Origin of the sequence: Actinomadura sp. 3N407 (genome assembly GCF_052245875.1) — a bacterium.
Lineage (GTDB): Bacteria > Actinomycetota > Actinomycetes > Streptosporangiales > Streptosporangiaceae > Spirillospora.
Genome location: NZ_JBQQBP010000004.1, coordinates 480634 through 503971 on the forward strand (window position 1 = coordinate 480634; position 23338 = coordinate 503971).

Here is a 23338-nt window from a genome sequence, read left to right on the forward strand (position 1 = left end):
GTGCACATTCATGTCGCTTCGGGGTATTCACTGCGGTACGGGGTCGCGCCGCCCGCAGCGCTCGCCGAGCGCGCGGCGGGCCTCGGCATGGAGACGCTCGCGCTGACCGACCGTGACGGCCTGTACGGCGCGGTCCGTCACGTTCGGTCATGTCACGACGCGGGGATCGGGGCCGTCGTCGGCGCCGACCTCAAGGTCGCCTCCACGGGTGAGGAACGGATCGTCGTGCTCGCCGAGGGGCGGGCCGGGTGGCGGTCGCTCTGCCGGCTGGTGACGGCGGCGCACGCGGCCGGCGAACGCGGCAACCCGCTGGTGACACGGCAGATGGTCGGTGCGCACGCCGAGGGCCTCATCGTGCTGCTCGGGCCGTGGTCGGACGTGGGCCGCGCCATCACCGGGCGGCGGCCCGACGTGGCGGCGCGGCTGCTCGGCGCGTGGCGCGCCACCGCCGAGACCGCCGTCGAGATCGTCGACCACCATGACCGGGGCGAGGGGCACCGGGCGGCACGGATGCTCGCGCTCGCCCGCGAGGCCGGGGTCCCCGCCGTGCTGGGCAACGCCGTCCGGTACCTGGAGCCGGCCGACCACCCGGTCGCGCAGGTGCTGGACGTGACGCGCCGCCTCGTCCCGCTGGACCGGAGGCATCTCGACGACCGGACCGGGCACGCCTACCTGAAGTCGATCCCCGAGATGCGCCGTGTCGCGGAGCTGAGCTGCGGCCCGGACGAGGCGGACGTGCTGCTGAGCGCCACACGCCGGCTCTCCGAACGCTGCGTCCTGGACCCGGGCCGCGACCTCGGCATGGACGACGTGCACCTGCCGGCCGTCGGCGGCGACCCGCACGCGCGGCTCGTCGCCCGCTGCGCGGCCGGAATGACGCGGCGCGGGCTCGGCGGATCGCGCAAGGCCGCCGCCCGGCTCGACGACGAACTCGGCGTGATCGCCCGCAAGGGGCTGGCCTCCTACTTCCTCACGGTCGCCGACGCCGCCGCGCTGATCAGGTCGCGCGGCATCCGTTGCGCGATCCGCGGCTCCGGCGCCGGCAGCCTGGTCAACTACCTGCTCGGGATCGGCGACCTCGACCCGCTGCGGCACGACCTGGTCATGGAGCGGTTCCTCGCCGACAGCCGCGAGGGGCTGCCCGACATCGACCTCGACGTGGAGTCCGCCCGCCGGCTCGAGGCGTACGAGGCGCTGTTCGACCGGTTCGGGGCGGAGAGCACGGCGTGCGTGTCGATGATGGAGACCTACCGGGCGCGCAGCGCGATCCGCGACGTCGGCAACGCCGTCGGGCTCCCGCCGCTGGAGATCGACGCGATCGCCAAGGCGTTCCCGCAGATCAGGGCGAACCAGATCCGCGCGGCGCTGGACGACCTGCCCGAGCTGCGGCAGAGCAACCTGGCGGCCGGGCGCCTGGAGGTGCTGTTCCGGATCGCCGAACGCCTGGACGGGCTTCCCCGGCACATCGCCATGCACCCGTGCGGCGTCCTGCTGTCCGATCCGGGGCTGCGGGACCGGACGCCGGTCGAGCAGGCCGCCGCCGGGTTCCCGATGAGCCAGTTCGACAAGGACGACGTCGAGACGATGGGCCTGCTCAAGCTCGACGTCATCGGCGTCCGGATGCAGTCGGCGATGGCGCACGCGGTGGCGGAGGTCGCGCGGGTGTCGGGGGAGCGGATCACGCTGGAGGACGTCCCGCGCGACGATCCCGCGACCTACGAGATGGTCCGCACGTCCCGGACGCTCGGCTGCTTCCAGATCGAGTCGCCCGGCCAGCGGGAGCTGATCGGCAAGCTCCAGCCGCGCGACCTGGACGACCTGGTCATCGACATCTCGCTGTTCCGCCCGGGCCCGGTCAACTCCGACATGGTGTCGCCTTTCCTGGAGTCGCGCGCCGGGACCAGGGAGCCCGCGTACCCGCATCCCGACCTTGAGCCGGTGCTGCGGGAGAGCCTCGGCGTGGTCGTCTTCCACGAGCAGGTGCTGCGCGTGTTCGACGTGATGACCGGCTGCGGCCTGTCGAAGGCGGAGGCGGCGCGGCGGAGCCTGAACCACGAGCGCGGGCAGGCCGTGGTCGGCGCCTGGTTCCGTGAACGCGCCCTCGCCCGGGGCTATGACGAGCCGACCGTCGAACGGGTCTGGCGGATGCTGACCGCGTTCGGCGCGTTCGGCTTCTGCAAGGCCCACGCCGCGTCGTTCGCGCTGCCCACCTACCAGTCCGCCTGGCTGAAACGCCACCACACGGCCGCGTTCTATGCGGGCGTCCTCACCCACGACCCCGGCATGTACCCCAAGCGGGTCATCCTGGACGACGCGCGGCACTTCGGCGTCCCGATCCTTCCCCTGGACGTCAACCGCTCCGCCGTGGACTGGCATGTCGAACCCGTCTCCGAGGGCGGCCCGGCCGGTATCCGCGTCGCGCTGAGCGAGGTCAGAGGCATCAACGACGCCGAGATCACCGCGATCGTCACCGAACGGCCCTACGCGTCGCTGACCGACTTCTGGCGCCGCGCCAGGGTCTCCCGCCCGACCGCCGAGCGCCTCGTCCTGGCCGGGGCGTTCGACGGCGTCTACGACGGGGAGGAGGTCGCGCGCCGCGACCTGCTCTGCCGCGTGGGCGCCCTGAACCGCGGCACCGCCCGCGCCCCCGTCGTCGAAGGCCAGCTGCCCCTGGGCCACGAGGACGGCGACGGCGCCCTGGAACTCCAGCTCACCGAGGACATCCCGGCGGGCGAGCTTCCCCCGATGACGCCCGCCGAGATCGTCGAGGCGGAACTGGACATCCTCGGCATGGACGTCAGCCGCCACGTCATGACCTTCTACGACGGTCTGCTCGCCGGCCTCGGCGTCGTCCGCGCCGCCGACCTCCCGGGACGTCCCGACGGAAGCGAGGTCCTGGTCGCCGGCGTCAAGGTCGCCACGCAGACCCCGGCGGTCAGGTCGGGGCAGCGCGTCATCTTCGCCACACTTGACGACGCGACCGGCCCCATCGACCTCACGTTCTTCGAGTCGGTGCAGGACAGGTGCGCCGCCACCGTCTTCGGCTCCTGGCTCCTGGTCGCGCGCGGCCGCGTCCGCCGCGCCGGGGACCGCGCCGTCTCGATCACCGCCTACGCCTGCTGGGACCTGAACACCCTGCACGGGGAGTGGCGCCGGGGAGGCCCGGACGCCCTCCGCGCCGCCATGGCGGCCCCCGCCCCGCGGGGCCGGCCGGTCGGCGACCGCGTCGTCCACCCCACGGGGTTCGCGATGTCCCCGTACTCGGACATCGGCCACGCCGGCCCGGCGGTCAAACGTCCACCGAGGGCCGCTCTCTGGCACACCAGCCAGGGCAGCTCAGGCCCGGCCCCGCGCTAGCTCTCCCGGGGCGATCTGGAGCCTGGTGATCTGGAAGACGGTGGCCATGGAGAGGGCGGCGGCGAGGGCCTGGAGGGCGGCGGCGGCGACGCCGACGTGGACGTCGAAGCGGGCGTCGGCGAGGGTGTCGACGCTGCCGTGGGTGAACGCGTAGGCGAGCACGATGCCGAGGAGGGCGCAGGCCCACCAGCCGGCGACGACGAGCCCGGCGGCCTGGCGTTCGGTCGTCCGGTACCGGCCACTGTTCACCCAGACCTCGTAGACCATCCGCGGGGGGAGCCACAGGTTGACGATCGGGCAGAACCAGCCGAGGAGGACCCAGGCCCGGTGGTACTGGTGCGGGCCCGGCGACTGCCGGTAGGCGCGCCAAAGCCAGGTGAGGTACAGCACGCCGGTGACGGCGGCCATGATGGCGCTGATCGTGAACACGTCCGCGTAGGGCGCGAGGGCTTCGCCGGTGGCCTTCGCGTCATAGGTGCCGTGCGTGGCGTTGCGGAGCGGGTCGGAGAAGCGCAGCAGGCTGATTCCGGAGCCGAGGGCGACGAACGCGTTGAACCCGAGGAGCATGAAAACGGCGACGCCGACGGCGCGGAAGTCGCGGCGCCGCGCCCACGCGCCGCATGCCGGGCACCGGTCGACCTCGGTCGGGATGATGTCGCCGCACAACGCACACGGCATGATTCACCTCCGACGGGTTTTGCGGTTCGCTGCATTGGATACTACGTACGTTTGACTTACGCGGCCCATCGTGGGTTCGGGTCCGCGGACCGGATCTTCAGATGTGGAAGACGAGCCGCGCGGCGGCGATCGTCGCGGCGGCGGTGACGGCGGCCCACGCGGCGAGGCGGCCGAGGCCGCCGGTGGACAGCAGCCGTTCGGGACGGAACCCGGTCACGATCAGCAGCGCCCACCATTCGGCGGTCAGCGCGATCGTCGCGTACAGGGACCCGAAGCCGATCAGCGAGAACGTCAGGACGATGCCCGCGGGCGTCGCGATGTGCGCGAACAGCGCGGGGCCGCGGGCCGGTCCGTGCACACCGCCGCGCAGGCCGGCGAAGACGGCGCCCCATCCGGCGGCGCACAGCACCCAGAGGGCCACGACCGTCACGGGCAGGCCGTTCATCGACTCCGGTGCCAGTGCCTCGTCCTTCCCCCGCGTCCCCGTCGTCCCCGTCATCATCCCCACCGTGCCCGTCGTGCCCCTCCGGTCAGGTCATCAGGCCCGACTCCCACGCCCAGGCTGCCGTCTCGACCCGGTTCCGGGTGCCGAGCTTGCGGTGGACGCTGCCGAGGTGCGTCTTGACCGTGGACAGCGACACGAACAGATCCCCGGCGATCTCCTCGTTCGTCCGGCCGCGTGCGGCGAGCCGCACCACGTCCAGTTCCCGGTCGGTGAGCGGCTCGCGGGGCGGAACCGGCGCCGCGGTCGGCCGCGCCAGCCGCTCCAGCAGCCGGACGGTGATGGACGGCGAGACCAGCGACCCGCCGTTCGCCGCGGCCCGGACCGCCTCCACGAGCAGCGCGGGCCCGCTGTCCTTGAGCAGGAACCCGGCCGCGCCGCCGCGCAGCGCCCCGTACACGTATTCGTCCATGTCGAACGTCGTGACGATCACCACGCGCGGCGGGTCGGGGACGTCCGGGCCGGCCAGCGCGCGGGTGGCCTCCAGGCCGTCCATCTTCGGCATCCGGATGTCGAACAGGCACACGTCCGGGCGGAGGCGGCGGGCCCGCGCGACGGCCTCGGCGCCGTCGGCGGCCTCCCCGACCACCTCCATGTCGGGCTGCGAGTCGACGATCATCCGGAACCCGGTCCGGACCATCTCCTGGTCGTCGGCGATCAGTACGCGGATGGCCACGAGATGAATTCTGTCAGCATTGCGTTTCTGTCGGTATTGCGGCTATCGGTCCCCCGTGGGCAGCACGGCGACGACCTCCCAGCCGCCGTCGGGACGCGGGCCCGCGTCCAGCCGCCCGCCGAGCGCCCCGACCCGTTCCGCCAGCCCGGTGAGCCCGAACCCGCCGGACGGGAGGGGCCGGCCGCGTCCCCTCCCGTCGTCGCGTACCGCCACCTCGACCGCGCCGCCCGTCCGCGTGACCGTCACCCGCACGGACGCCGCGTCGGCGGCGTGCTTGCGGATGTTGGTCAGCGCCTCCTGAACGACGCGGTGCGCAGATGCCGCCACCTCGGGCGGCAGCGTGCCGAGATCGGGTGCGAGCGTCAGCGAGGCGGGCGGATGGGTGAACGCGGCGACGAGGTCGCGGAGCCGCCCGAGGTCGCCGACGGGACGTGTCGCGGAGGCGCCGCCGTCCAGGCCGGCGTCCCCGTCGGGCGCGTCGCCGTTCTGGGCGTCCCGCAGCAGCCCGACCATGCGGCGCATCGACGTCAGCGCCTCGGTGCCGGCCTTCTCGATCCCGCCGAACATCCGGTCGAGCTGCTCGGGCGACTGCGCCGACCCCGACTGGGCCGAGAACCGTGCCGCCTGCGCCTGGACGACGATGCCCGTCACATGGTGGGCGACGAAGTCGTGCAGGTCGCGGGCCAGTTCCAGCCGCTCGTCCCGCCGCGCCGCCGCCAGCGTCCGGGACCGCCGCGTCTCCAGCGCCCGCAGGTAGAGCCCGATGCCGATCGCGATCGCGACGGTGATGCCGAGCGGCGCGGTGAACGCCGCCGCCGCGAGCACCGACCAGCGCAGCGGGCTCGCGAGGATCGCCGCGCCGAGCAGCACCGTCATCGGGACGAGCAGCGGCCGCTCGGCCTTCCACACCGTCCGCGTGATGAGGATCAGCAGGGCGCCGATCTCGGCGAACATGCTCGGCACGTATTCGGGGGTGAGCACCATCCCGAGGTAGGTGGTGCTGAGCACCGACAGGCCGCCGGCGGCGATCGCCCACATGAGGAAGCGGCGCCTGAACACGACCGCGGCGTTGGCCACGGCCGCGACGACGACCATCCACACGGAGGCCGCGTCCTGGATGACGGCGAACAGGCAGACCAGCAGGTACAGGGAGGCGAACCCGCCGTACGCGACGCGCGCGAGGCAGCCGCCCGCCGAATGGATGCGGTCCAGCCCCGCCCCGGTGTCGCTCACGCTCACGCAGGGTACGGCCGATCGGCCGGGCGCGGATCGGCCATTCGGCTGATCCGTCCACCGCCCGGCCCGGCCGGGTCGAATAAAGGTTCGAGAATGTCGTAGGTGCTTCGTACTGTTGACCTTGTGATTCGGGCGACACCCGGGAACAGGAGTCGAACCGAGTGGCTTGTAATGACGTACCAAGGGGTATGTGACAGTCGGTGGCTTCCGCACAGGCGCGGCCCACCGGGCTAAGGAAGGGGTGTTGGCAGTGAGTGCAGCGACCGGCACGTTCCATCTCTCCCACCTGCGGCTTGACGGCCCCGCCGAGCGGACCGTCGTGGAGCCGTGGCTCACCGAGCTTCCGCACGCGACGCTGAACGCCTACGCCGAGACCTCGCCCGCGCTGGCCCCGGTGGAGGCACTGCCCATGCGGCAGGCGCCGTCCACCCGGCCGGTGCCCGCCCGCATCGCCGTGGCGGCCTGACCGGCGACGGAAAGGGGACCGAGCGATCTCGGTCCCCTTTTCCCGCACCGCTCGTCTCATATATTGATACAGAGTTCCCAGAATGTGAGAAGCAATCGTAGGGTGAGGGCACCGGACAGAGAGGTGATCCCGATGGCCCCGACCTACACGCACGGCCACCACGCGAGCGTGCTGAGCTCGCACCGGTGGCGCACGGCCGAGAACTCCGCCGCCTATCTGATCGGGCATCTGCGCCCCGGGAACTCGGTGCTGGACGTGGGCTGCGGCCCGGGCACGATCACCGCCGGCCTGGCCGAACGTGTCGCCCCGGGCCGCGTCGTCGCGGCCGACTCCGCCGAGAACGTCGTGGACGAGGCCCGCGCGAACACCGCCGGCCTGGACAACGTCGAATTCGCCGTCGCCGACGTCCACGCCCTGGACTACGACGACGCCACGTTCGACTTGGTCCACGCCCACCAGGTCCTGCAGCACGTCGCCGACCCCGTCCAGGCCCTCCGCGAGATGCGCCGCGTCACCAGGCCCGGCGGCATCGTCGCCGCACGCGACGCCGACTTCGGCGCCATGATCTGGTACCCGGACCCGCCCGGCATGGACGCCTGGCTGCCGATCTACTACGGGGTGGCCCGCGGCAACGGAGGCGAACCCGACGCCGGCCGCCGCCTGGTCTCCTGGGCCCGCGCCGCCGGCTTCACCGACGTCACCGCCTCCTCCTCGGCCTGGTGCTACTCCACGCCCGCGGAACGCGAGTGGTGGAGCGAATCGTGGGGAGGCCGGATGATCAGGTCATCGGTCGCCGACCACGCCGTCGCCGGCGGCCACGCCACCCGCGACGAACTCCGGCGCGTCTACGAGGGCTGGAAGGCGTGGGCCGCCGCCGAAGACGGCTGGTACTCCGTGACCCACGGCGAGATCCTCTGCCGCGCCTGACCCGCCGCCCGTCAGCGTGAGCCGGGCGGCCCCTCCGGCGCGAGCCGGGCATCCGCTTCCGGGGCGCCGCCGTCGTCGTCGTTGGCCAGCACGGACGCGACGCGGTACACGACCGCGACAAGCGGGACGGCGACGATGGCTCCCGGGATGCCCGCCGCCAGCGTCCCGGCGGCGACGGCGACGACGACCACGACCGGGTGCAGATGCAGCGTCCGGCCCATGATCAGGGGTTGCAGCAGGTGGCTCTCGGCCTGCTGGACGGCGAGGACGGCGGCCAGCACGAGCAGCGCGTCCGTCGCACCGCCGCTGACGAACGCGATGAGCACGGCGGCGGCGCCCGCGAGGATCGCCCCGAGGATGGGGACGAACGCGGCGATGAACGTCAGCAGCGTCAGCGGCAGGACGAACGGGACCCCGATCAGCAGGAGCGCCAGCCCGATCCCGGCGGCGTCCACCAGCGCGACCAGGATGATCCCGTGCACGTACTGCCCCAGCGCCCGCCATCCCGCGCGTCCCGCGACGTCGACCTTCGGGCGGAGCCGCTCGGGCGCCAGCCGCAGGATCCACTCCCACATGCTCCTTCCGTCCTTCAGCATGAAGAACAGCAGGAACAGGCAGATCAGCACGGCGGCGCCCACCCGCGTCGCCATGCCGGCACTCGCGACCGGGTCGGGCGACGACCGCCGGAGGGCGCTCACGGCGCCGTCGATCAGGGCGTCGAGCCGCGGCTCGCTGATCGGCAGCGCGCTCACGATCTGGTCCTGGGTCTGCTGCAGCCCTTCGGTCAGGCTCCGGCGCATCTCCTCCCACTGGTTGGCGATCCGGTTGCCGACCAGCGCGACCGACCCGCCGATGGCGATGAGCACGGTGAGCAGCCCGGAGAGCGCGGCGACCCAGGCGGGTGCGCGCAGCCGCCGCACCTGGCGCGCGACCGGCGACACCAGCGCGGTCAGCAGGAGGGCGGCGATCACCGCCATCACCAGAGACGCGACCTTCGTGAAGAGGTAGACCAGCACGCCGACGGCCGCCACGATGACCAGAAAGCACGCGGCCACCGCCGCCGTGTTGCGCAACGTGGACGGAACGGCGTCGAATCCCTTGCCGGACGTCACCCGCCGCCCGTACCCGGACACCCGCCCGGCAATCGCTCCCCGCCTCGCCGCGGCCGGTTCAGGAAAGGGAGCAGGGCAGGTGCTTGATGCCGTTGAGGAAGTTCGAGCGCAGCCGGTCCGGCTCCCCTGCGGCGTGGATGCCGGGCGCGCGGGCGAGCAGTTCCCGGAAGACGGCGGTGACCTCGCTCCGGGCGAGGTGGGCGCCCAGGCAGTAGTGCGGTCCGGGGGCGCCGAAGCCGAGGTGCGGGTTGGGTGAGCGGGTGACGTCGAACCGGTCCGGGGCGTCGAAGACCGTCTCGTCGCGGTTGGCCGACCAGTAGTACAGGAGCAGCTTGTCTCCCTTGCTGAAGTGGTGGCCGTTCAGCTCGCAGTCCCGGGTCGCGGTGCGCCTCATGTAGATGATGGGCGACGCCAAGCGGACGATCTCCTCGGTCGCGGTCGCGGCGTACCGTTCGAAGTCGCCGGCCCACAGCCGCTTCTGGTCCGGGTGCTCGGTGAGCAGGAGGAGCCCGTGCGAGATGGCGGTGCGAGTCGTCTCGTTGCCCGCCTGCAGCAGGATGCCGAAGAAGGAGCCGAGTTCCCGGGCGGTCAGCTTCTCGCCGTCGATGTTGGCGTTGACGAGCTTGGACGTCAGGTCGTCGCCGGGCGACTCGACGCGTTCGGCGGCGAGTTCCCTGACCATGCCGGCCAGCTCGGCCGCCGCGGTGAGAATGGTGACGGGCTGGTCCTCCTCCGGGGTGTACTCGGAGTCGCCCGCACCGAGAATGATGTTGGTGCGTTCGGCGACGAACCGGTGCCGGCTCTCCGGGACGCCCATCATCCGGCAGATGATGGTCAGCGGCAGCCGCTCGGCGACCTCGGTGACGAAGTCGCACCCCCCGCGCTCCAGCAGGTCGTCCACGATCTCGGCGGCCACCTGCCGGATCTCGCCGTCCAGCCGCTCGATCATGCTCGGGGTGAACGCCCGGGAGACGATCCGGCGCAGCCGGGCGTGCCGCGGATCGTCCATGTTGATCATCGAGTCGAAGAACTCGACCGACTCCGGCGGCCGCTCGAACACCATCACGCCTTCGGCGTTGGAGAAGTCCTCCGGCCTCCGGCTGGCCTCCACCACGTCGGCGTACCGGGTCACCGCGTAGAAACCGGGGCCGGGCCTCGCCCACCGGACGCGCGGTTCCGCGAAGAAGCCGATCGGCTTCTCGCGCCGCAGCACCTCGAACGCCGCCGCGCGATCGGCGTACGGCGCGGCCCAGAAACCGCCCTTGGACAGGTCGATGTCGCCCAGACCGGTCACACCGTCTCCTCGCATCGTCAGAGTTTGCGGCCGACGCCCGCGTACGCGGGGATCCGGCCTCCGTAACCGGGCGCCTCCTCGGGCGCCCCGCCGCGTCCCGCACCGAGCCGCACGACCGCCGGCCCGTCCGGGACGGGCTCGTCGGGACGCCAGTCGGTCAGCCACACCAGGCCCGGGTCCACCAGGTCATAGCCCTTGAAGAGGTCCCCGAGCTCCCCGTGGGTGCGCAGGTGGACGGGGGTTGCGGTGCGGCGGTAGATCTCCTTGGCCCGCTCGGTCTCCTCCGGGCGGGCCTTCGCCATCAGGTCCCCGGTCAGATGGGAGACGACCAGGTGACTCCCCGGCGCGGTGGCGTCCCGGTACCGCGCCACGATGCCCTGCGGGTCATCGGAGCCGGCGACGAAGTGCAGGATCGACACCGTCATCACCGCGATGGGCCGGTCGAAGTCCAGCAGCGCCCGGACCGTCTCGTGCCGCAGGATCGCGTCCGCGTCCCGCAGGTCCGCCTCGACCACGCCGACGCTGTCCGGGGCCCGCAGCAGCGCGCGGCTGTGGGAGCAGACCACCGGGTCCCAGTCCACGTAGACCACCCGGGCGTCCGGGTTCAGCGACAGCGCCACCTCGTGCACGTTGTTCTGGGTGGGCAGCCCCGCGCCGAGATCGAGGAACTGTGCGATCCCCGCCTCCGCGACCAGATGGCGGACCGCGCGCACGAGAAACGCCCGGTTCGCCCGCGCCCCCGCCTGCGACCCCGGCATCACCTCGATGACCCTCTCCGCGGCCTCCCGGTCGGCGACGTAGTTGTCCTTTCCGCCCAGGTAGTAGTCGTACATCCGGGCGACATTGGGCACCGAGACATCGACGTCCGACGGCGGACCGGAAACGTTCTCACCCATGGACGGACCTTTCGTCCAATCCTGATCATCCGACACTTAACAGCACAATATGACAAAAACGCTCCCGTTGATCAACTGGAGCGTTTATGCCCGTGCAGGCGGAGGGGTGGCGCCCGGCCGTCCCTCCGGTTCTAGAAGGGGTCGGTCAAGTCGCCCAATTTGTCTGTCAGCTGGAGGTTGTGGGAGTAGTCGACGGGGACGGTGATGACGGAGACCGTGTCCTCGGCGAGGGCCTTGCGGAGGGTCGGGAGCAGCTCGTCGGCGGTCGTTATGCGGTAGCCGCGGGCGCCGAAGCTCTCCGCGTACCGGACGAAGTCCGGGTTGCCGAACTTGATGTTGGAGCTCTCGCCGAGGTCGAGGTCCATCTTCCACCCGATCAGGCCGTAGGCGGAGTCGTCCCAGATCAGCACAGTGATCGGAACGTTCTCGCGGACGGCGGTCTCCAGTTCCTGCGAGTTCATCAGGAACGCGCCGTCGCCGGTGGCGGCGAGGACCCTGCGGTCGGGGTGGGCGAGCTTCGCGGCGATCGCGCCCGGGACGGAGAAGCCCATGGACGACAGCCCGTTGGACACCAGCAGGGTGTTCGGCTCGTAGGTCGGGTACATGCGCGCCATCCACATCTTCACCGCGCCGGTGTCGGCGAGGACGATGTCGCTGCGGCCCATGGCGGCGCGGATGTCGGTGACGATGCGGCGTGGCGAGAGCGGATGGCCGTCCTCGGCGGCGCCCTCCGTCAGCTCGTCGTGCAGCATCTGGCGGATCTTCCGGCCGGTGCCGTTGACGTCGAAGCGGCGGTGGACGCTGTCGGCCAGGGCGTGGAGCGACCTGGAGATGTCGCCCTGGATGCCGACCTCCACGGAGTAGTGCTCGTCGACCTCGGCGGGGAACTGGTGAATGTGGACGATCTTCTTGTCGGCGGCCGGGTTGATCTTGACGGGGTCGAACTCCTGGAGCTCGTAGCCCACCGTGATGAGGACGTCCGCCTCGTCGAACCCGAAGTTGACGTAGTCGTGGCGCATGAAGCCGACCGCGCCGAGCGCGTTGCGGTGGTCGTCCGGGAAGACGCCCTTGCCGTTGAAGGTCGTCGCGACCGGCAGGCCGAGATGCTCGGAGAAGTGCCTCAGCGCGGTGCTCGCGCCGGCCCGGGTCGCGCCGTGGCCGGCGAGGACGATCGGCCGCCGGGCGACGGCGAGGACGTCGGCGGCGCGGGCGATCTGCGAGGGCGACGGCTCCTGGGTGCGGACGACGTTGACCGGCAGCGGCTTCAGGTCCGAGGAGACCTTCGCGGCCTCGACGTCCTCGGGGATCGCCAGGTAGACGGCGCCGGGACGTTCGGTCTGCGCGGTCTTGAACGCCTTGCGCACCATCTCCGGCAGGGCCTCGGCCCGGGGGGCCAGCTCCGACCACTTGGTGATCGGGCGGAAGAGGGAGACCAGGTCGACGATCTGGTGCGATTCCTTGTAGATGCGGTCAAGGCCGACCTGCGCGGAGATCGCGACGACGGGGGTGCTGTTGGTGGTGGCGTCCGCCACGCCGAGCTGCATGTTGATCGCGCCGGGGCCGAGCGTCGCCGAGGCCACGCCAGCCTTGCCGGTGAGGCGCCCGTAGATCTCCGCCATGAACGCGGCGCCCTGCTCGTGCCGGACGAGGACGTAGCGGATCGGGGAGTCGTTCAGGGCGTGGACGAAGTGGATGTTCTCCTCGCCGGGAATGCCGAAGACGTATTCGACGCCCTCCGCCTCAAGGGTCCTGACGAGCAGGCGGGCGGCGTCTTCCTGCGTGGACATCGCGAGTCCCATCTCCAGTCCGGGGTATCGCCGGGTGCTGTCTCGTGCAGCACCCGGGCAGGTACCTGCATTCCACGCGTCGATGTGGGATCGATCTCGTCAGGAGTCGGCCAGGTCCTTGATCGCGCGCAGGGTCGGCTCGTCCCGGACGCCGGCGATCAGCACGGTGGTGACGGGGCTGTCGCGCCAGAGCTGGAGCCGCTCCTTGATCCGCCCGATGGGGCCGAGGAGGGAGATGGAGTCGGCCAGCTCGTCCGGCACGGCCTTGATCGCCTCGTCGCGGCGGCCGTCGAGGAAGAGTTCCTGGACGCGTGCGGCCTGCTCCGCGTAGCCGAGCCGGCCGATCAGGTCGAGGTGGAAGTTGCGGTCCCGGGCGCCCATCCCGCCGATGTAGAACGCGAGCGGGATCTTGGCGAACTGCAGCGCGGACTCCAGGTCGTCGGTGACGATCGTGGTGACGGTCGCGGCGATCTCGAAGCCGTCCGGGCGGCCCGCGAGCGACGCGCCGAACACCGGCTCGATCTGCTGCGGGTCGACGAACAGCGGCAGCCAACCCTGCGCGATCTCGGTGGACATCGCGACGTTCTTCGGGCCCTCGGCGCCCAGGTAGACGGGGATCTCCGGGCGGACCGGGTGGACGATCGACTTCAGCGGCTTGCCGAGGCCCGCACCGCCGGGGAGCGGCAGCGGGTAGTGCGGGCCCTCGCTGGTCACCGGTGCGTCGCGGCGCCACACCTGCCGGACGATGTCGAGGTACTCGCGGGTGCGGGCGAGCGGCTTGGGGAACGGCTGCCCGTACCAGCCCTCGACGACCTGCGGCCCGGACGCGCCGAGCCCGAGGATCATCCGCCCGCCCGACAGCGCGTCCAGGGTGAGGGCGTGCATCGCGGTCGCCGCGGGCGTGCGCGCGGAGATCTGGACGACGGCGGTTCCCAGTTTGATCCGGGACGTGCGGGCGGCGTACCAGGCCAGCGGGGTGAAGGCGTCCGAGCCGTACGCCTCGGCGGTGAACACCGAGTCGTAGCCGCAGCGTTCGGCGGCCAGGACCGTCTCGGTCTGGTCGTCGACGTCGCGCTGCCAGTAGCCGACGTTGATGCCGAGCTTGAGTTCCGCGGTCACGTTGCACCCCTCCGGTTGCCGACGCAGGCGATACTAGAACACGTTCTAGTTCCGTGGAAGGGCCGGGGGTCGCGGCGCCCCCGCCGCGGCCCCCGGATCGAACGGTCGCTAGACCTCCTTGATCGCGCCCAGCAGGCCCCGCCAGGCGGACGGCGTCAGCACCAGCGCCGGTCCGGACGGGTCCTTGGAGTCGCGTACCGCGCGAAGGTCGCTGGACAGTGGCGCCACCTCGACGCACTGGTCGCCGCTCCCGCTGTGGGACGACTTGCGCCAGGGGGCACCGGTGAGTTCGCACTGCAGGTTGGTCACGGGCTGCTCCTTGCTGCCTCGGCGATGAGGTGCGCGGATTCCTCGGTGGACAGTGCGGCCGCCTCGATCCGGTCGAAGCGGTCCCTATGTTTTGCTATTGCCTCCGCACTCTCAAGGTAAACGTCACCCATGGTGCCCTCTACATAGGCGATATCTGGGTCTGCGGGGTCTGGATACGACAATATGGTGAATCGTCCGTCTAGGCCCGCATGCTCCTTGGCTGTATACGGAAGTACCTGAATCGACACGGTTGGGCGGGTCGCCGCGGCGGTCGCGAGGGCGTCCAGCTGGGCGCGCATCACCTCGTCGCCGCCGATCGGACGGTGCAGGACCGCCTCGTCGAACACGACCTGCAGGCGCGGCGCGTCCGCCCGGTCGAGCAGGGCCTGGCGGATCTTGCGGGCGGCGATGCGGCGCTCGATGTCCTCCTGGGCGGGCAGGAGCCGACCCGCCGTGATCACGGAGCGGGAGTACTGCTCGGTCTGCAGCAGCCCGTGCACGAGCTGGGGATCCCAGGTGCGGATGTGCGACGCCTCGTCCTCGAGCGCGACATAGCTGCCGGCGAACACGTCCTGGTAGGCGGTCCACCAGCCGCGCTGGCCGGCCTGCCGGGCGAGGGTGATGAGCGCGTCGCGGTCCGGGCTCGGCACCCCGTACAGATCGAGGATGTCGGCGATGTCGCCGGGCTTCGGGCGGGTCTGGCTGGTTTCGAGGCGGGAGACGGTGGCTCGCGACCAGTCGAGCCGGTCCGCCACCTCCTGCAGGGTCAGGCCCTGCTCCTCTCGCAGCTTGCGGAGCTCCCGCGCCAGACGGCGGCCACGGACGGTGGGGCGGTAGGTCATGGGAGTGGAGTCTTACCACTCTCGACGCGCGCCACAACGCGATTGACGAACCCGGCAGGAAGGGTCGAGCAATTCTGTGAAGACTGTTGCGATCGTGAGAATCTCACGACACGCTTGGTTCCGTGACCGGTCGAAAACCGACAGTGACGGGACGGCCGGCCGTGCCCGGGCACGTAGACCGCGGGAGGAACCCGTGAAGAGCACGCCAGCCGACCTTACGGCGCAGACCATGGCCGACGCCATGGCCGACGCCACCGACAACGCCCGCGCCCCGGCGGGCACCAGGCCCGGCTGGGTCTGGGCCCTCCCGGGCGGGCCCGGATGCGCGGGCCACGCCCGCGCCGTCCTGCGCGACGCCCTCGCCTCGCTGGGCGTGCCGCGCGAGGTGATCGCCGACGCGCAGCTCATGGTCAGCGAACTCGCGACGAACGCGCACCAGCACGCCGGCGACCACGGTCCCCACGAGCTGTGGCTCTACGTGGCCGGAGGCGAGACCGGCGACGGCGAGGCCGCCGACGCCGGCGAGGTGCGCTGCGCCGTCTTCGACGCGCTCGCGGACGCGGCGCTGCCCGGCTACTCGTGGACGTCCGGCGACTGCGGACGCGGGCTCAGCATCGTCCGCGAACTGTCCGGGGAACGCTGGGGCATGCTGCGGACGATGTCGCGGCTCGGGCCGCCCGTCCGCGGCAAGGCCGTCTGGTTCGCCGTGCCCGGAGCGACCATCGCTCCCGCCTGACCCGTTGTGATCTAGTGCTTCTCCAGAGCGGGGCCTATGTCGCTCACCAGGTTGAGCAGCGACCGCGCGAGCAGCGTGCGCACCTGATCGCGGTCGAGCGTCTTCTCCTGGAGCCACTGCCGCGTCGCCGCGTCCGCCAGCCCCGAGTAGATGCGCAGGACGGCGCGCAAGGTCTCGGTCGGCTCCGGCACCCGCAGGACGGCGAGCATGTGCTCGACCGTCTGGTCCCGGAACCGGTTCACGATCCGCAGCAGTTCCGGGTCCTGCCCGAACCCCTCGGCGTCCAGGGCCGCGAACCAGGTCGTCGCGTTCCTCTCCGCCGTGTCGAGGAACAGGTTCACGCACAGCTCGACCGCCTCGGGCAGCGTCATCCTCGCGTCCGGCGGCGGGGCCTGTAGCGCGGCCGACGCCGTCAGCCCTTGGACGACCTTGAGGAACAGCTCTCGTTTCGTCCCGAAGTAATAGTGGATCAGGCCGCGCTGGACACCGGTCTCACGCGCGATCGCGGCGGTGGACACCTCGGCGTAGGGCAGCTCGGTGAACATCCGCCGCGCGACGTCCAGGATCTGGGCACGCCGTTCGTCCGGGGACAGGCGCTGGTAGCTCACCGCGACAGCCTATGCTGTGCAGACGTGGCCAGTGTCCCTCGGCTCGTCGTAGCCGCGCCTTCCACGGGAAGCGGCAAGACGACCGTTGCGACGGGGCTGATGGCCGCTTTCGCCGCTCGTGGCCTGAAGGTCTCCCCGCACAAGGTCGGGCCGGACTACATCGACCCTGGTTACCACGCGCTCGCCACAGGACGGCCTGGACGGAACCTGGATCCGTGGCTGACGTCCGAGGAACTGGTCGTCCCGCTGCTTCTGCACGGCGCCGCGGCGGCGGACATCGCCGTCGTCGAAGGCGTCATGGGCCTGTACGACGGCGCCGCAGGGCTGGGAACGTCCGATTCCGACGGTGGCGGCGACTACGCGTCCACCGCGCACGTCGCGACCCTTCTGGACGCACCGGTCGTTCTGGTCGTGGACGCCTCGACGGCGGCGGGACGGTCCGTGGCCGCCCTCGTCCACGGATTCAGCTCATTCGGGACGGTCAGGGTCGGCGGCGTGATCCTCAACCGTCTCGGTTCGGACGGTCACGAGCGCATGTGCCGCGAGGCCGTCGAGGAACTGGGCCTGCCGGTCCTCGGTGCGCTCCGCCACCACGACGAGGCGACGGCCCCGTCACGCCATCTCGGTCTCGTGCCGGCGGCCGAACGGCGGGCGGAGGCGGTCGAGACCGTCCGGCGGCTGGGCGACCTCGTCGCCGCGTCCTGCGACCTGGACGCGGTGCTCGCCCTGGCCCGGGCCGCCTCCCCGCTGAACGCCGAGCCGTGGGACCCGTCCGAGGCCGCCGTTCGGGCGGAGGCGGCGGAACGGCCGCGGATCGCGGTCGCCGGGGGGCCGGCGTTCACGTTCGGCTACACGGAGAACGAGGAGCTGCTCACGGCCGCGGGCGCCGAAGTCGTCCGGTTCGACCCCCTGCGGGACGAGAGGCTCCCCGAACGGACGAGGGGTGTCGTCATCGGCGGAGGGTTCCCCGAGATGCACGCGGCGGACCTGTCGGCCAACGAGCCCTTGCGTGAAGAGTTGGCGGCCTTCGGCAAGGCGTCCCGGCCTGTGTACGCCGAATGTGCGGGCCTCCTCTACCTCGCGCAAGAGCTGGACGGTGCGCCCATGTGCGGGGTCTTGGACGGTGTCCGGGCGGCCATGGCCTCGCGGCTGACGCTGGGTTATCGTGCCGCGGTGGCGGTGGCCGACTCGGTCGTCGCCCGCGCGGGCGAACGGGTGCGCGGCCACGAGTTCCACAGCACGGTCACCCGACCCGTCCACGGGGACACGGCCGCCTGGCAGTGGACCGCGTCCGGCCCCGTGGGCTTCGTGCAGGGCGACTGTGTAGCGTCCTACCTTCATCTGCACTGGGCCGGGTCGCCCTGGTTCGCGAGCAGGCTGGTCAACGCCTGCAGAGGGGAGCGCGCGTGAACGCCTTCGAGGGAAGTGTCCGCCTTGAGGGTGAACGGCTCGTGCTGCGCCCGTTCGGCATCGACGACGCGGCCGGGCTGATCGATGTGATCCGTGCAGGGGAGGACTTCCTGCCGCCCAATTTTCCGGGCGTGCTGGAGGCCGAGCCCATCGCGTGGTTCCTGCGGGAGGGCGTCCACAAGGTGCAGCGTTTCGGGCTGGGCATCCACCTGGCGGCGACGGACCGCGACACCGGCGACCTGCTCGGCACCATCGGGCTGTTCAAGGTGAACTGGGAGCACCTGACGAGCGAGGTCGGTTACGGGATGCGGCCGGGCGTGCGTGGGCGCGGCCACGCCACGGAGGCCCTGTCGCTGGTGTCCGACTGGGCGCTGCACGACTGCGGGCTCTTCCGCGTCGAACTGCGCGCCATGGTCACCAACCACGCGTCCATCCGCGTCGCCGAGAAGGCCGGCTACGTGCGCGAGGGCGTCGCGCGGGGCGCGGAACGCGACGCCGGCGGCGTCAGCCGGGACATGATCGTATTCAGCCGCGTCGCGACCGACCCGCACCCCGGATCGCCGCCTCCCGGCGTGCCGCACCGGCGCTCCGAGGGCCACTCCGGAAGGCTCGTCGCCCAGGACGAGAAGGGACGGCCCCAGTGACCGCTGAAGACAGGACGCTCGTGATGTACGGGGACGGTGTACGCGACGCGGCCCGGCGGATGCTGCCGAAGCTGCCGGACGCGTGTTTCGTCCCGGCCGGCAGCGGCGAGCTGCGCACGGCGGTCAAGGACGGGATCGCGCAGGTCGTCCTGGTCGCCGGCATGGAGGAACAGCTCGCCCTCCTGGACGACACCGGGGTCCTGGAATCGATCACCTTCTACATGGACGGAGGTGCGGCGCTGACCGCCGAGGTGGCCGGGGCCCCGACGGCCCGGCACGCCTACGAGCTGTGGGAGGCCGCCGGCAAACTCGGCCCGTGCGGCCGGGAGCTGTGCCGCCGGACCGCCGGTGAACTGGAGCGTCTCGCCGCCGAGACGGCCGGCTCGGCCGTCAGCCCGGTCGCCGCGCAGGTGGTGCTGGTCGACGCGGCAGGAGAGCGCATGGTCGGCATGTTCGGGCGAATGGCCCGGTAGGAGACGGCGGGTCAAGCGATGTTGACGGTGGTCGGCCGCGACGGTTCGCCGCTTTCCGAGGCGGCCCGGGCGGCTGTGGAGAGCGCTGCGCTGGTGGTGGGAGAACCCGGTCGTCTGGACGGTCTCCCATTGGCGCCCGGCGCCCGCAAGGTCGCCACCGAGGATCTCGTGGGCGCGCTGAAAGGCGTCGACGTGTCAGACCAGGACGTCGTGCTCATCGTGGACGGCGATCCCGGCTACTTCGGGATTCTCCGTTTGCTTCTCGAACAAGGCCATGCGCCGGAGGCCCTGCCTGCCGCGCCCCTGGTGGCGCGGGCTTTCGCCCAAGCGGGACTGCCCTGGGAGGACGCGCTGGTCGTCTCGGCCCGGGACGGACATCTGCGACAGGCCGTGAACGCCTGCCGAGCCCACCCCAAGGTCGCGGTACTGACCGGGCCTGGTGCGGGGCCGGCGGAACTGGCGCGCGCACTGTTTCCTGTGACGCCGCGTTCGTTCGTGGTCTGCGAGAACTTGGACGGGCCTGGGGAGCGCGTCGTGTACGTCCGGCCGGCTGAGGCCACCACCCGTCCCTGGAACGACCCGGATGTGGTGCTCGTCTTGGACAACCGTCACGCACTGGGTGAAACGAGCTGGATTTCGGGGCCCGCTCCGGCCCCCGCCGGATGGGCGCTGCCTGCGGACGCCTTCGGCGACGGCCCGGGATTGCCGCCGGACGTCCGGGCTTTCGTCCTGGCCAGGCTCGGCCCGAGAATCGGCGACATGGTGTGGGACGTGGAGTCCGGCGACGGCTCCGTGGGCATCGAATGCGCACGCTTCGGCGCGGCCGTGATCGCCGTCGACCGCGACCACGCGGCATGCGAGCGGATCCGGGAGAACGTCCGCCTCCACGGCGTCAAGGCGGCGATGGCGTCCGGGGACGTGCGGTCCACCGCCGGCCACCTGCCCAGGCCCGACGCCGTGTTCATCGGTCCCGGGTTCGCCGGACGCGGCGGGCCGGAGACCGTCCGCGCCTGCGCCGGCCTCAAGCCCGCCCGCCTCGTCGCCATCGCCGCCGCCGACGAGGCCCAGAAGACGCTGGACGTGCTGGCCGAGCAGGGCTTCACGGCCGATGCCGTCCGGCTCCAGGCGACCCCGCTGAACTCCTCCGGGCCGCCCGGCGACCCGGTGATCGTCGTCTGGGGTGCGCGGGACGCCCGTGTCCCCGGACGGCGGCCGTCCCGGACCACCCGTCCCATCGAGACCATCCCCGCCCTTCCCGGCGAGCCGGACGACCTGGATGAACCCGGCCAAGGGGCGTAACCCCCCGGCGAGCCGTGAAACGCTGATGCCCTGTCCTGGAAGCGAAGCAGGAGGCGCAGTTGACCGTCCGTCAACCCCACCCGATCGAGGTCCGGTCGTATGAGATCCTGCGGTCCCGCGTCGACCTGTCCCCGATGCCGCCGCTGTGGCGCGCCGTCACCGAGCGGGTGATCCACGCCACCGCCGATCTGGAGTACGCGGTTGACCTGGTCACCAAGGAGGAGTCCCTCCGGCAGGGCTGGGCGGCGCTGCGCGACGGCGCGCCGATCGTCACCGACGAGGGGATGGTCGCCGCAGGGATCACCGCCCGGGAGACGGTCTGCCACGCCTCCGACCCCGCCGCCGCCCGGATGGCGCGCGCCGCCGGCATCACCCGGTCGGCCGCCGCGGTCCGGCTGTCGTACGCGGACGTGGGCCCCGGCGCGGTCTGGGCGGTCGGCTCATCCCCGGAGGCGATCTCCGAGATCATCGCCCGCCGGGTGCGCCCGGCGCTGGTCATCGGCATGCCGGTGGGCTTCGTCGGCGCCTGCGAGGCCAAGGAGGCGCTGCGCGCCAGCGGGCTGCCGCAGCTCAGCAACGTCTCGGAGAAGGGCGGCTCCGCCGTCGCCGCGGCGGCCGTCAACGCGCTGCTGTACCTGGACGAGGCGGGGCTCCGGTGACCGCGGCCCCCTTCGAGTCCGGCGAGGTCGACCTGCGCCATCACGGGGACGCCGAGATCGGCGGCGGGCTCGCCGACTTCGCCGTGAACGTCCGGACGGGCACGCCCCCGGAGTGGCTGGCCGAGCGGCTCCGGGCGTCCATCGCGGACCTGGCCGCCTACCCCGACCCGCGCCCGGCCCGCCGGGCGGTCGCGAGGCGGCACGGCAGGTCCGCCGACGAGGTGCTGCTCACCGCCGGCGCAGCGGAGGCGTTCGTCCTGCTCGCGCGGGTTCTCGCGCCGCGCAAGGCGGTGGTCGTGCATCCGCAGTTCACCGAGCCCGAGGCGGCGCTGAGGGCGGCCGGGCACGCCGTGGAACGGGTGATCCTCACCAAGGACTTCACCCTCGACCCCGTGTCCCTCTCCGGGGGGACGACCTCCCAGGCCCCCCGGCAGGACTCATCGATTCCCGCCGACGCCGACCTCGTCGTGATCGGCAACCCGACCAATCCCACGTCGGTGCTGCATCCGGCCGACGCCGTCGCCGCGCTGGCCAGGCCCGGCCGGACGGTCGTGGTCGACGAGGCCTTCATGGACTGCGTCCCCGGCGAGCCGGAGTCCCTGGCGTCCCGGCTGCCCGCCGGGATCGTGGTCGTCCGCTCGCTGACCAAGATGTGGGGGCTCGCCGGGCTGCGCGCCGGGTACATCCTGGCCGATCCCCATCTGGTGAAAACGATCAGCGAGGCGCAGCCGCTCTGGGCCGTGTCCACGCCCGCGCTCGTCGCCGTCGAAGCGTGCTCCACGCCGGAGGCGGTCGCCGAAGCCGAAACGTGGGCAGCGGAACTCGGCGCCGAGCGCGACAGGCTTGCGGCGGAACTGAGCGCGCGTGGCCTCTATGTCGTGCCCGAAGCACGAGCGTCCTTCCTGTGCCTGTGCGTGCCGGACGCCCTCGGCATCAGGGCCTTGCTGAGGCAGCGTGGCTACGCCGTCAGGCGAGGCGACACATTCCCGGGACTCGGCCCAGACTGGCTACGCATCGCCGTGCGCGACCGGTCGTCCAATGACGCTTTGCTAGACGTGCTCGGCGAGCTGGGCATCTGAGCACGATTCGTCCGAGCGCCGCCCCCAGAAAGGACACCGTGAACCTGATCGAGCAGACCATCGCCTCCATCGCGCCGCCGGACGAGGCCGCCATGCGGGACGCCCGCGACCATCAGGCCCGTCTCACCAAGCCTCCCGGATCACTCGGCGTCCTGGAGGAGGTGTCGGTCAAGCTCGCCGGGCTGGCCGGGCAGTGCCCGCCGCCGCTGCCCGAGCCCGCCGCCGTCGCCGTGTTCGCCGCCGACCACGGCGTCCACGCCCAGGGCGTCACCCCGTGGCCGCAGGAGGTCACCGCGCAGATGGTGGCCAACTTCCTGGCGGGCGGCGCCGTGGTCAACGCGTTCGCCGCCCAGGTCGGCGCCGGGGTCAGCGTCGTCGACATCGGCGTGGCCGCCGACCTCGACCCGGCGCCCGGGCTGCTCCTCCGCAAGATCGCGCCCGGCACGGCCGACATGACCCGCGGGCCCGCGATGACCGCCGGCGAGGCCGGCCGCGCCGTGACGGCCGGCATCGAGGTGGCCCGCGACCTGGCCGCCTCCGGTGTGGCGTGCCTGATCACCGGTGACATGGGGATCGCCAACACCACCGCGTCCGCCGCGCTGGTCGCCGCGTTCACCGGCCTGCCGCCCGAGCGGGTCACCGGCCGCGGCACCGGCATCGACGACGCCACCCACGCCCGCAAGGTCGAGGTCGTCCGGACGGCCCTGGACCTGCACGGCCTGCCCGCCGGGGACGACGCCGACCCCATGGAGGTCCTCGCCGCGGTCGGCGGGCTGGAGCACGCGGCGATCGCCGGGTTCATCCTCGGCGCGGCGTCGCTGCGCGTCCCGGTCGTCCTCGACGGGGTGATCGCCGGGGCCGCCGCCCTGGTCGCCGCCGCGATGTGCCCGCGGGCCGTCGGCGCGTGCGTCGCGGGACACCGCTCGGCCGAGCCGGGCCACACCGCCGCCATCGACGCGCTGGGCCTGCGCCCCCTCGTCGACCTGGAACTGCGGCTGGGCGAGGGGACCGGCGCGCTGCTGGCGTTGCCGCTGGTCCAGGGCGCGGTGCGGGTGCTGCACGAGGTCGCCACATTCGACTCGGCCGGGGTCAGCGGCAAGGACGCCGGACCCCGTCACCAAATGATCACGGAATGAGTCACGCTCGGCTATCGACTGGGCGGAGGCCCTCTCCATGCACTTGTGAACCCGAGTACCTTTGTTCGACAAAGACACGTGTCCGTCCCCTGC

At 72.1% G+C, this 23338-nt stretch carries 23 protein-coding genes; 11 read left to right on the plus strand and 12 right to left on the minus strand.

The window, feature by feature from the left end; translation table 11 throughout:
* Positions 1-3357 (plus strand): DNA polymerase III subunit alpha, encoded by a 3357-nt coding sequence (locus ACTWPP_RS12850; protein WP_443104430.1) that lies wholly within the window; start codon positions 1-3, stop codon positions 3355-3357.
* Here the strand turns inward: ACTWPP_RS12850 and ACTWPP_RS12855 are convergent.
* From ACTWPP_RS12855 to ACTWPP_RS12870, 4 genes are all read right to left on the minus strand, one after another.
* On the minus strand, positions 3337-4035 hold the full coding sequence (locus ACTWPP_RS12855) for a DUF4328 domain-containing protein (RefSeq protein ID WP_443104431.1): 699 nt from the start codon (positions 4033-4035) through the stop codon (positions 3337-3339). The genes ACTWPP_RS12850 and ACTWPP_RS12855 overlap by 21 nt on opposite strands.
* Positions 4036-4132: 97 nt before the next feature.
* The gene (locus ACTWPP_RS12860; RefSeq protein ID WP_443104432.1) at positions 4133-4534 is read right to left on the minus strand and encodes a hypothetical protein; all 402 of its coding nucleotides are present in this window, start codon (positions 4532-4534) and stop codon (positions 4133-4135) included.
* 31 nt (positions 4535-4565) lie between these two features.
* Complete coding sequence (locus tag ACTWPP_RS12865) at positions 4566-5213, minus strand: response regulator (protein ID WP_443104433.1); 648 nt, start codon at positions 5211-5213, stop codon at positions 4566-4568.
* 42 nt (positions 5214-5255) lie between these two features.
* The gene (locus tag ACTWPP_RS12870; RefSeq protein WP_443104434.1) at positions 5256-6446 is read right to left on the minus strand and encodes a sensor histidine kinase; all 1191 of its coding nucleotides are present in this window, start codon (positions 6444-6446) and stop codon (positions 5256-5258) included.
* Between the two features lie 253 nt (positions 6447-6699).
* Here ACTWPP_RS12870 and ACTWPP_RS12875 point away from each other — a divergent pair, with 253 nt between their 5' ends.
* Together ACTWPP_RS12875 and ACTWPP_RS12880 are read left to right on the plus strand one after the other, a co-directional pair.
* The gene (locus ACTWPP_RS12875; protein ID WP_443104435.1) at positions 6700-6915 is read left to right on the plus strand and encodes a hypothetical protein; all 216 of its coding nucleotides are present in this window, start codon (positions 6700-6702) and stop codon (positions 6913-6915) included.
* Positions 6916-7047: 132 nt separating this feature from the next.
* On the plus strand, positions 7048-7842 hold the full coding sequence (locus ACTWPP_RS12880; RefSeq protein WP_443104436.1) for a methyltransferase domain-containing protein: 795 nt from the start codon (positions 7048-7050) through the stop codon (positions 7840-7842).
* Between the two features lie 11 nt (positions 7843-7853).
* Here ACTWPP_RS12880 and ACTWPP_RS12885 read toward each other — a convergent pair whose 3' ends face one another.
* The 7 genes from ACTWPP_RS12885 to ACTWPP_RS12915 form a co-directional block, all read right to left on the minus strand.
* Complete coding sequence (locus ACTWPP_RS12885; RefSeq protein ID WP_443104437.1) at positions 7854-8975, minus strand: AI-2E family transporter; 1122 nt, start codon at positions 8973-8975, stop codon at positions 7854-7856.
* Between the two features lie 37 nt (positions 8976-9012).
* Positions 9013-10263, minus strand: a complete 1251-nt coding sequence (locus tag ACTWPP_RS12890) for a cytochrome P450 (RefSeq protein WP_443104438.1) — start codon at positions 10261-10263, stop codon at positions 9013-9015.
* Between the two features lie 2 nt (positions 10264-10265).
* The gene (locus ACTWPP_RS12895; protein WP_443104439.1) at positions 10266-11144 is read right to left on the minus strand and encodes an SAM-dependent methyltransferase; all 879 of its coding nucleotides are present in this window, start codon (positions 11142-11144) and stop codon (positions 10266-10268) included.
* A 131-nt stretch (positions 11145-11275) separates the two neighbouring features.
* Complete coding sequence (locus ACTWPP_RS12900; RefSeq protein ID WP_443104440.1) at positions 11276-12931, minus strand: acetolactate synthase large subunit; 1656 nt, start codon at positions 12929-12931, stop codon at positions 11276-11278.
* A gap of 99 nt (positions 12932-13030) precedes the next feature.
* A complete protein-coding gene (locus ACTWPP_RS12905) occupies positions 13031-14050 on the minus strand; it encodes an LLM class F420-dependent oxidoreductase (RefSeq protein ID WP_443104441.1) in 1020 nt (339 codons plus the stop codon).
* Positions 14051-14158: 108 nt separating this feature from the next.
* Entirely contained in the window at positions 14159-14359 is a 201-nt protein-coding gene (locus ACTWPP_RS12910; protein WP_443104442.1) for a DUF397 domain-containing protein, read from the minus strand.
* Positions 14356-15201 (minus strand): helix-turn-helix domain-containing protein, encoded by an 846-nt coding sequence (locus tag ACTWPP_RS12915; protein ID WP_443104443.1) that lies wholly within the window; start codon positions 15199-15201, stop codon positions 14356-14358. Before ACTWPP_RS12915 ends, ACTWPP_RS12910 begins: the two co-directional genes overlap by 4 nt.
* Positions 15202-15394: 193 nt before the next feature.
* Between ACTWPP_RS12915 and ACTWPP_RS12920 the strand changes: the two genes are divergently transcribed.
* Complete coding sequence (locus tag ACTWPP_RS12920) at positions 15395-15937, plus strand: ATP-binding protein (RefSeq protein ID WP_443104444.1); 543 nt, start codon at positions 15395-15397, stop codon at positions 15935-15937.
* A gap of 11 nt (positions 15938-15948) precedes the next feature.
* Here ACTWPP_RS12920 and ACTWPP_RS12925 read toward each other — a convergent pair whose 3' ends face one another.
* Positions 15949-16545: a TetR/AcrR family transcriptional regulator gene (locus tag ACTWPP_RS12925; RefSeq protein ID WP_443104445.1), complete on the minus strand. Its 597-nt coding sequence runs from the start codon at positions 16543-16545 to the stop codon at positions 15949-15951.
* Between the two features lie 24 nt (positions 16546-16569).
* Here ACTWPP_RS12925 and ACTWPP_RS12930 point away from each other — a divergent pair, with 24 nt between their 5' ends.
* From ACTWPP_RS12930 to cobT, 7 genes are read left to right on the plus strand one after another with little or no spacing between them, the layout of a single operon-like run.
* Positions 16570-17955: a cobyrinate a,c-diamide synthase gene (locus tag ACTWPP_RS12930; RefSeq protein WP_443104446.1), complete on the plus strand. Its 1386-nt coding sequence runs from the start codon at positions 16570-16572 to the stop codon at positions 17953-17955.
* Positions 17952-18599, plus strand: coding sequence for a GNAT family N-acetyltransferase (locus tag ACTWPP_RS12935; protein ID WP_443104447.1), 648 nt, complete (start codon positions 17952-17954; stop codon positions 18597-18599). Before ACTWPP_RS12930 ends, ACTWPP_RS12935 begins: the two co-directional genes overlap by 4 nt.
* A complete protein-coding gene (locus tag ACTWPP_RS12940) occupies positions 18596-19072 on the plus strand; it encodes a hypothetical protein (RefSeq protein ID WP_443104448.1) in 477 nt (158 codons plus the stop codon). The genes ACTWPP_RS12935 and ACTWPP_RS12940 overlap by 4 nt, the downstream gene beginning before the upstream one ends.
* 18 nt (positions 19073-19090) lie before the next feature.
* Positions 19091-20371, plus strand: coding sequence for a bifunctional cobalt-precorrin-7 (C(5))-methyltransferase/cobalt-precorrin-6B (C(15))-methyltransferase (locus ACTWPP_RS12945; protein WP_443104449.1), 1281 nt, complete (start codon positions 19091-19093; stop codon positions 20369-20371).
* A gap of 59 nt (positions 20372-20430) precedes the next feature.
* Positions 20431-21030, plus strand: a complete 600-nt coding sequence (locus ACTWPP_RS12950; RefSeq protein WP_443104450.1) for a precorrin-8X methylmutase — start codon at positions 20431-20433, stop codon at positions 21028-21030.
* Entirely contained in the window at positions 21027-22109 is a 1083-nt protein-coding gene (cobC, locus tag ACTWPP_RS12955; protein WP_443104451.1) for an Rv2231c family pyridoxal phosphate-dependent protein CobC, read from the plus strand. Before ACTWPP_RS12950 ends, cobC begins: the two co-directional genes overlap by 4 nt.
* A 38-nt stretch (positions 22110-22147) precedes the next feature.
* Positions 22148-23245, plus strand: coding sequence for a nicotinate-nucleotide--dimethylbenzimidazole phosphoribosyltransferase (gene cobT, locus ACTWPP_RS12960; RefSeq protein ID WP_443104452.1), 1098 nt, complete (start codon positions 22148-22150; stop codon positions 23243-23245).
* Positions 23246-23338: the final 93 nt, after the last annotated feature.